The 5,388-nt window shown below is 74.6% G+C and carries 6 protein-coding genes and 1 pseudogene; 4 read left to right on the top strand and 3 right to left on the bottom strand.

What is annotated here, in order from left to right:
* Positions 1 to 373: 373 nt before the first annotated feature.
* Positions 374 to 625: pseudogene (locus OFY01_RS14610) on the bottom strand (TetR/AcrR family transcriptional regulator); the annotation flags it as partial.
* Here OFY01_RS14610 and OFY01_RS14605 point away from each other — a divergent pair.
* Positions 516 to 1,115 carry an FAD-dependent monooxygenase gene (locus OFY01_RS14605; protein ID WP_407700345.1) on the top strand — a complete coding sequence of 200 codons (600 nt, stop codon included), beginning with the start codon at positions 516 to 518 and terminating at the stop codon, positions 1,113 to 1,115. The pseudogene OFY01_RS14610 and the gene OFY01_RS14605 sit on opposite strands and share 110 nt — an antisense overlap.
* A 73-nt stretch (positions 1,116 to 1,188) precedes the next feature.
* The gene (locus tag OFY01_RS14600) at positions 1,189 to 2,094 is read left to right on the top strand and encodes a Gfo/Idh/MocA family protein (protein WP_266599966.1); all 906 of its coding nucleotides are present in this window, start codon (positions 1,189 to 1,191) and stop codon (positions 2,092 to 2,094) included.
* 67 nt (positions 2,095 to 2,161) lie between these two features.
* Here OFY01_RS14600 and lnt read toward each other — a convergent pair whose 3' ends face one another.
* Positions 2,162 to 3,727 (bottom strand): apolipoprotein N-acyltransferase, encoded by a 1,566-nt coding sequence (lnt, locus tag OFY01_RS14595; protein ID WP_266599965.1) that lies wholly within the window; start codon positions 3,725 to 3,727, stop codon positions 2,162 to 2,164.
* Positions 3,728 to 3,863: 136 nt separating this feature from the next.
* Positions 3,864 to 4,382 (bottom strand): nuclear transport factor 2 family protein, encoded by a 519-nt coding sequence (locus OFY01_RS14590; RefSeq protein WP_266599964.1) that lies wholly within the window; start codon positions 4,380 to 4,382, stop codon positions 3,864 to 3,866.
* 110 nt (positions 4,383 to 4,492) lie between these two features.
* Here OFY01_RS14590 and OFY01_RS14585 point away from each other — a divergent pair, with 110 nt between their 5' ends.
* Both OFY01_RS14585 and OFY01_RS14580 read left to right on the top strand, forming a co-directional pair.
* Complete coding sequence (locus OFY01_RS14585; RefSeq protein ID WP_266599963.1) at positions 4,493 to 5,161, top strand: maleylpyruvate isomerase N-terminal domain-containing protein; 669 nt, start codon at positions 4,493 to 4,495, stop codon at positions 5,159 to 5,161.
* 31 nt (positions 5,162 to 5,192) lie between these two features.
* Positions 5,193 to 5,388, top strand: a 196-nt coding sequence (locus tag OFY01_RS14580) for an SDR family NAD(P)-dependent oxidoreductase (RefSeq protein WP_266599962.1), incomplete at its 3' end; no start/stop codon positions are given.

Here is a 5,388-nt window from a genome sequence, read left to right as displayed (position 1 = left end):
CCCATCGAAACGGCAGCTTCCAGTTGCCACGGTCGAGGTACGACTGCTGGTAGAGCTTGCCGCCGTTGATGTCGGCCGCACCGGGCCCTCGCCGAGCGGACGGTCGGCATGCCCGTCCGGGTGGCCGTCGGGGTGCGGCGCCCGAGCGGAGACGGCCGGCGCGGGCGGCGGGGCGGGGGCGTCGCGCGGCTGGACGCTCACGCACCCGGATGCGGCCGTGGCGGTGACCGCGGCGGCCGCCGCGGTCAGCAACAACGGGGTCGAGGATGACTTTCTGAGCACGCGGCAACTCTCCTGGACGCCGTGCCCGCCCAGGGCCGGATCGCTCCCCCTTGCCCCGCACGGGTGACGGACCGACCGGAACCGCGCGGCCTCAGTCGCCTCGCTCGCCGAGCATCCCGTGCAGCAGTTCCCCGTACCCCTCGCGCAGCTCCGCCGGACCCGGCACCGCCGTGTGGAACGAGCCCGCCACACACGAGAACATCACGCCCTCCGTCCACGCCACCAACGACAGCGTGTGCCGCTCCGGGTCCCGGGAACCGGCCGACCGCAGCAGCGCGGTGAGCGGGCGCCGGAACTGCTGGGCCGCCTCGTCGAAGTACGCGCGCAGCTCGGGCCTGCGGGTCGTGCGCCGGTTCGGCGGCTGGCACGACCCGATCCCGGCGATCGTCGCCGAGGCCGCCCCCGACCGGATACTGCGCCACGACGTCCACCACATCGCACAGCCGCTGCCCGCCTTCCACCGCGGCCGCGTCGCCCTGCTCGGTGACGCCGCGCACGCCATGCCGCCCACTCTCGGTCAGGGCGGCAACCAGGCCATCGAGGACGCCGTCGTCCTCGCCCACCACGCCCCGCCAGGCGCCGCCCCCGGCCTGGCGGCCTACACCCGCGACCGGCTGCCCCGCACCACGGACGTCACCCGCAGGGCGGTCCGCGTCACCCGGCTCAACATGCTGCGCAACCGGCCCGCCGTCGCCCTGCGCGACGCGGCCCTCCGCGCCGTCGGCGCCCTCGGCCCCGCCCTCATGCTGCGCGGCATGGACGGCATCGCCGACTGGCGCCCGCCGCAGCGGCGGCCGTACGCGACGGCGGGCGCGCACCGCACCGCACCGTAAGCTGCCCGCAGGGCCGCCCCCAGGCGGGGCCCCGGCCGCGGACGGCGGCACGAACAGCGAGGAGCACAGGAACGTGAAGGTCGGCTGCATCGGGCTCGGCGACATCGCACAGAAGGCGTATCTGCCCGTCCTCACCGCACTGCCCGGGGTCGAACTGCACCTGCAGACCCGCACGCCCGCGACCCTCGCCGAGGTCGGCGACCGCCACCACGTGCCCGACGGGCAGCGGCACACCACCCTGGACTCCCTGCTCGCCGAGGGGCTCGACGCGGCGTTCGTGCACGCGCCCACCGCCGTTCACCCCGCGATCGTGACCCGGCTCCTGGAGGCGGGCGTCGCCACTTACGTCGACAAGCCCCTCGCGTACGAACTGGCCGACTCGCGGCGGCTTGTACGCCTGGCCGAGGAGCGCGGCACTTCCCTGGCCGTCGGCTTCAACCGGCGCCACGCCCCCGGCTACGAGCAGTGCGCCGACCACCCGCGCGAGCTGATCCTCCTGCAGAAGAACCGCATCGGCCTGCCCGAGGAGCCGCGCACGCTGGTGCTCGACGACTTCATCCACGTCGTGGACACGCTCCGGTTCCTCGCGCCGGGCCCGATCGACGACGTCACCGTGCGCTCCCGCGTCGAGGACGGCCTGGTGCAGCACATCGTGCTGCAACTCGCGGGCGACGGCTTCACCGCGCTCGGCGTGATGAACCGGCTCAGCGGTTCCACCGAGGAGATCCTGGAGGTCTCCGGGCAGGACACCAAACGGCAGGTGCTCAACCTCGCCGACGTCGTCGACCACAAGGGCCAGCCGACGGTGCGCCGCCGCGGCGACTGGGTGCCCGTCGCCCGCCAGCGCGGCATCGAACAGGCCGTCCACGCCTTCCTCGATGCCGTAGAGGCGGGCAAGGTGCTCAGCGCCCGAGACGCGCTCGCCACGCACGAACTGTGCGAACACGTGGTGCGCGAGGTGCTGCGCCACCACGCGTGACGCGGCACGCGTGCCCCACGCCGGGCGTGCCCCTCACGCGTGCCCCCACGCCTGGGAAGCCCCGATGTCAGCGGCCGTGCGCGGAGGCGACGGCGGCCGGTTCGGTGGAACGCCGCCGCAGCCGCCGCGCCGCCTCCACGGCCGCCAGCGCGGCGAGGACGGCGACGGCCGCGTGCACCGGCCAGGCCCCCAGCCGCACGAACAGCGTCGTGCCGTGCGCGGTCGGCACGTCGTAGACCCGCGCCGCGTCGGCCGACGTGCCGAGCCAGGAGCCGACCCGCGCCCCGTCCGGGCCGTACACCGCCGACACCCCGGTGAGCGTCGCGTGGACCATCGGACGGCCGGTCTCCGCGGCGCGCAGCGCGGCCAGCGACGCGTGCTGGGCGGGCGCCCAGCTGTCCTGGAACGTCGAGGTGGAGGACTGCGCGAGCAGGAGTTGCGCGCCGTCCCGGGTCAGCGACCGCGTCATGTCGGGGAAGGCCGACTCGAAGCAGACCAGCGGCCCCACACGCAGGTCCCGCGAGCCGTGCCTGACGTCCATCAGGACCTGCCGCGTCCCGCGCATCCGGTCCTCGCCGGCCGCCTTGCCGACCGACGTCGCCCAGCCGAGCAGCGGCCGCGCCGGAATGTACTCGCCGAACGGCACAAGACGCATCTTGTCGTAGCGGGGCCCGGTCGGGCCGTTCGGGCCGATCAGCACCGAACTTTTGTAGATGCCGCCGCCGTCGGAGGCGCCCGTGCGGCGCGCGTCCACGTTGACCAGGATGTCCGCGCCCACCGCCCTGGAGAGCGCCGCGAGCCTGCGAGTCAGGTCCGGGCGGTGCGTCAGGTCGAAGCCGACGCTGCTCTCGCCCCACACCACCAAACCGACGTTCCGGCCGGCCAGCGTCCGGGTCAACGCCACCTCGCGGTCGAACCGGCGCTCCGCGGAGTGCGCCCCGCCGATCACGCCCGGCTGCACCACGGCGATCCGCGCCCGCCCGTCGGTCTGCGGGCGCGGCGCCCAGGCCCACGCGGCGCAGCCCAACGTCACGGTGGCCACCAGACCGGCCACCGCGGGGACGCGGGCGCTGCGCGTCACCACAAGGAGCACCACCGCCGTGTTCACCGCCACCACGAACAGGCTCACCAGCCACACGCCGCCCACCGAGGCGAGCCGCAGCGCGGGCACCACCTGCCACTGGCTCGAACCCAGCAGCCCCCACGGCCCGCCCAACCCCTGCCAGGACCGGACCAGTTCCACCATCAGCCAGCCGGACGGCACGGCCACGAGCGCCGTCACGGCCGGGCCGGCCGACGGCACGCGGTGCAGCAGTCGGTGCACCAGCCACCCCCACGGCGCCCACAGCACGCCGAGCAGAGCCGCGATGAGCAGCGTGAACACGTTCAGGCTCGGAAGCAGCCAGTGGTGGACGGCGAACATGAACCCGAACCCGCCCAGCCATCCGTCAGCGGCCGCGCGGCGCGGCGTCGCGGCCGACCGCGTGAGCAGCATCCACGGCACCAGCGCCACGTACGCGAACCACCACAGCGACGGGGCGGGGAACGCGAGCGCGGGCAGCGCCCCGGCGCACACCGCCGCCGCGCCGCGCCACCACGGCGAGGTCTCCAGTGGCCGCAGCCATCGCCTCATGTGGCGCGCCTCCCAGCTCGTACGGCAGCTCCGGACACCGGCCTCGGACACCGGTCCCTGACATCCCACGTGCCTCAAGTGTGCGCGCCGGAAGGGATCAAGGACAGTGGGCCCACCGGCCGTTCGGCCCAGGCCGTCACGCCCTGGTGCCGACGGGCGGCGACGGCAGCCGCCGCCACTTCTCGTGCACGGTCACCCCGTGCAGCCGCCAGCCACTGTGGGTCCGCACCAGGGCGAAGTCGTACCGGCCGCCGCACACGAAGTCGGGCGCGCCCGCCCCGTCCCCGCCGCCGCTCCCGGCCCCGTTCTCCTCCGCGCCACCGACCGCCGTGCTCCGCATGGGATTGATGTAGTCGGCGCGGACCTGGGCCGTGTCGCCGTCGTCCCGCTCCAGCAGACCGAACCGGATCCGGCGGTTGACGATCAGGTGCTGCCGCATCGGGAACAGCTCCATCGTCGACTCCAGCCACCGGGCGACGTCGTCGGCGCTGCCGTCCACACCGCCCGCCGCCCGGTAGTCGGCGCGGGCCCCTGGCGCGAACAGGGCCCGGTACGCCGCCCAGTCGCCGTCGTCGACGGCCGCCGCGTAGTCGGTGACCAGCTCGTCCACGGCGAGCCGGTCCAGGACGGTCGCGAGTTCCACACGCTGCGTCATCGACTCAGTGTCGGTCCGGTCGCGGCCCCCGGCCAAGAGGCGTGCCGCGCAGAAGGCGTGCCACACGAGAAACCCGGGGCGCCGGAGGGGATCGTTGTTACGGTCGCGGCATGCCGACAGAGCCGAACACGTCCGCCGCCCCCGCCACTGCCACTCCCGTCACCGCGGACGACGTCGCGCGGGCCGTCGAGCTCGCGGTCGCCGCGCTGCGCCCGGCGGCCGGTGCCGACTGGGACGTCAGAGCGGGGAAGGTGGAGTGGACCTGCCGGGAGACGGCCGAGCACCTCGCCGACGACCTCTTCTTCTACGCCGCCCACATCGGTTCGCTTCGACCGGTGACCGACGGCGACCTGCCCTTCGGCTGGACGGCCCGCCGCCCGGAAGGGCCGAAGAACACCGTCACCGTCGAGACCGACGCGGGGCCGGAGGGGCTGTTCAGTGTCCTGGAGGCGTGCGGAGGGCTGCTCGCCGCCGTGGTCCGCGCCACCCCGCCCACGGCCCGCGCCCACCACGTCTTCGGCGTCTCCGACCCCGAGGGGTTCGCCGCCATGGGCGTCGTCGAGACACTCGTGCACGCCTACGACATCGCGCGGGGCCTCGGCGCGCGGTTCGAACCGCCCGCGGCGCTCTGCTCACGCGCTCTGCGCCGTCTCTTTCCTGACGCCCCCACCGGCACCGCGCCCTGGCCGACGCTGCTGTGGGCGACCGGCCGCGGTGAGCTCGACGGGAGGGCGAGGCCCCGGCAATGGCGCTGGTACGGTGCACCACGCGCGACATGATCAACGTCATGGTCACCGTACGGAGGAACTCTTGACCCGCCCCATCACCCTCGTCACGGGCGGCAGCCGGGGCATCGGCGCCGCCACCGCGCTGCGGCTCGCGCGCGACGGGCACGACGTCGCGCTCTCCTACGTGCACGACGAGACGGCCGCCGCGCGCACGAGACGAACCCCGACTTCACGCTCACCGCCGAGAACGTCGAGGCCGTCGTCGACATCTGCAACCT

The sequence above is a fragment of the Streptomyces beihaiensis genome (genome assembly GCF_026274175.1).
Classification (GTDB): Bacteria; Actinomycetota; Actinomycetes; order Streptomycetales; family Streptomycetaceae; genus Streptomyces; species Streptomyces beihaiensis.
The sequence above is the reverse complement of the archived record's forward strand: the minus strand, read 5'-3'. Positions and strand labels throughout refer to the sequence as shown.

Excerpts from the sequence above, each read along its gene's own strand:
- lnt (WP_266599965.1), bottom strand. The coding sequence starts at position 3,727 with ATGAGGCGATGGCTGCGGCCACTGGAGACCTCGCCGTGGTGGCGCGGC.
- OFY01_RS14590 (WP_266599964.1), bottom strand. The coding sequence starts at position 4,382 with ATGACGCAGCGTGTGGAACTCGCGACCGTCCTGGACCGGCTCGCCGTG.
- OFY01_RS14585 (WP_266599963.1), top strand. The coding sequence starts at position 4,493 with ATGCCGACAGAGCCGAACACGTCCGCCGCCCCCGCCACTGCCACTCCC.